The following is a 2176-nucleotide window of genomic DNA, read 5'->3' as shown; positions in this document are numbered from 1 at the left end:
GTTCGTACTCGACGAGCTGGCGCCCACCGCCGGCGAGGCCGACGTGTTCGAGATCGGCGGGTCGGAGGGCGCGGTGCGGCTGGCGGGCAGCGGCGGCGTCGCCCTGATGTCCGGGCTGCGCTGGTGGCTGGAGCACGTGGCGGGCGGCCACCTGTCCACCAACGGCGACCGCCTCGCGCTGCCCGACGACCTGCCCGCGCCGGGCGAGCCGGTCCGGCGGTCCACCGAGCTGGCCGAGCGGTACTCCAACAACTTCACCGCGTTCGGCTACACCAGCCCGTTCTGGGGGTGGTCGGAGTGGGAGCGGGAGCTGGACCGGCTCGCGATGAGCGGCGTCAACCGGGCGCTCACCCTGATCGGCCAGGAGATCGTCTGGTACGAGGCGTTCCAGGACTTCGGCCTGTCCGAGCTGGAGGTCCGGCGGTGGATCGCGCAGCCCGCGCACCAGCCGTGGCAGTGGTACGGCGAGATCACGGGCTACGACGAGGCCGACACCGCGCACCGCGGCCCGGTGAGCCGCACCCTGCTGCGCCGCCGCGCGCAGCTCGGTGAGCGGATCGTCGACCGGATGCGGGAGCTGGGCATCACGCCGGTGTTCCCCGGCTTCGCCGGGCACGTGCCCGACCGGCTGTTCGCCGAGCGCAACCCCGACGCGCACGTGGTGCCCCAGGGCAACTACGCGGGGCACCCGCGGCCGTACTGGCTGGACTGCACCGATCCGCTCTACCCGGCGGTCGCGGAGCGGTTCTACCGCGCGCAGGCCAGGCACTTCGGCACCACCACGCACTACTCGACCGACCTGTTCCACGAGGTCGGCGACGACGAGCTGCCCATATTGCTCGGCGGCGCCGACCTGGCCCGCGCGGCGGTGGCCGTGCAGACCGCGCTGGAGCGGGCCGTGCCGGGCGCGCGGTGGCTGATCCAGGGCTGGCACGCCAACCCGCGCCGGGTCCTGCTGGACGCCGTGGACCGGGAGCGGGTCGTGGTGCTGGACCTGGACTCCGACGACTCGCGCAAGTGGCAGTACACCGACGCGTACTGGGGCGCGCCGTGGTGCTGGGGCACCATCGGCAACTTCGGCGGCCGGCTCGGCATGTTCGGCAACCTGATCGAACCCGGCCGCACGTTCCAGGAGGTGCGGGCGCACCCGGCCCGCCGGAACCTCGTCGGCCTGGCCGTGGTGCCGGAGGGCACGCACCACAACCCGGTGGTGGCCGACCTCCTGGCCGAGGTGCCGTGGCACCGGGAGCCGGTCGACCTCGTCGCGTGGGTCCGGGACTACGCGCGCCGCCGGTACGGCGCCGACGACCCGCGCGCCGCGGCCGCGTGGGACGTCCTGCTGCGCACCGCCTACTCCTACTCCGCCACCGGCCACACCAGCGGCGAGGGACCGCACGAGACGCCGTTCGCCGCCGAGCCGGCCCTCGTCGTGGGCTCGGCGTCGATGTGGGGGCCGGACCAGTGGCGGTACGACCCGGCGGAGTTCGCGCCCTGCCTGGACCACCTGCTGGCCGTCGCGCCGCCGCTGCGCACCTCCGCCCCGTACCGCTACGACCTGGTCGACGTCACCCGCCAGGTGCTGGCCAACCGGGGCCGGCTGCTGCTGGACCGGTTGCGGGGCGCCCACGAGAGCGGTGACCGCGAGGGCGTGACCCGGCACAGCTCCCGGTTCCTGCGGGCGCTGGACCTGTCCGAGGAGATCCTGGGCACGCACGAGGACTGGTTGCTCGGGCGGTGGCTGGCGCGGGCGCGGTCCTGGGGATCGACCACGGCGGAGGCGAACGCGCTGGAGCGGGAGGCCCGCACGCTGATCACCACGTGGAGCGCGCCCGCGGCGGCGGCGCTGCGCGAGTACGCCAACCGCGACTGGAACGGGCTGCTGAGCGGCTACTACCGGCCGCGGTGGGAGCGGTTCTTCGAGGTGCTGACGGCCACGGGTCAGCCGCCCGTGTTCGAGGACTGGGCCGAGCGCGGGGAGGCTTGGGCGCGGGGCCGCGAGCGGTACCGGACGCGCCCGACGGGCAACACCTACGAGACCGCCGCCCGGATCGCCGCCGAGCTGGCCGGGGACCCCGTCTGAGCACCTCGACGTGGCGGCCCGGGACCCCAAGGCGGTGTTCCCGGGGGGCCCCTCGGCCCGGGCCGCCCCCCCCACCCGGCGCCCCCGGCCGCGGTG

At 75.3% G+C, this 2176-nt stretch carries 1 protein-coding gene; it reads left to right on the top strand.

Features of this window, described 5'->3' with window-relative positions:
- Positions 1-2080: alpha-N-acetylglucosaminidase (locus ACFV4N_RS42985; RefSeq protein ID WP_499678457.1), on the top strand; the 2080-nt coding region annotated here is incomplete at its 5' end.
- Positions 2081-2176: the final 96 nt, after the last annotated feature.

Source organism: Actinosynnema sp. NPDC059797 (assembly GCF_042732085.1).
Classification (GTDB): domain Bacteria; phylum Actinomycetota; class Actinomycetes; order Mycobacteriales; family Pseudonocardiaceae; genus Actinosynnema.
The sequence above is the reverse complement of the archived record's forward strand: the minus strand, read 5'-3'. Positions and strand labels throughout refer to the sequence as shown.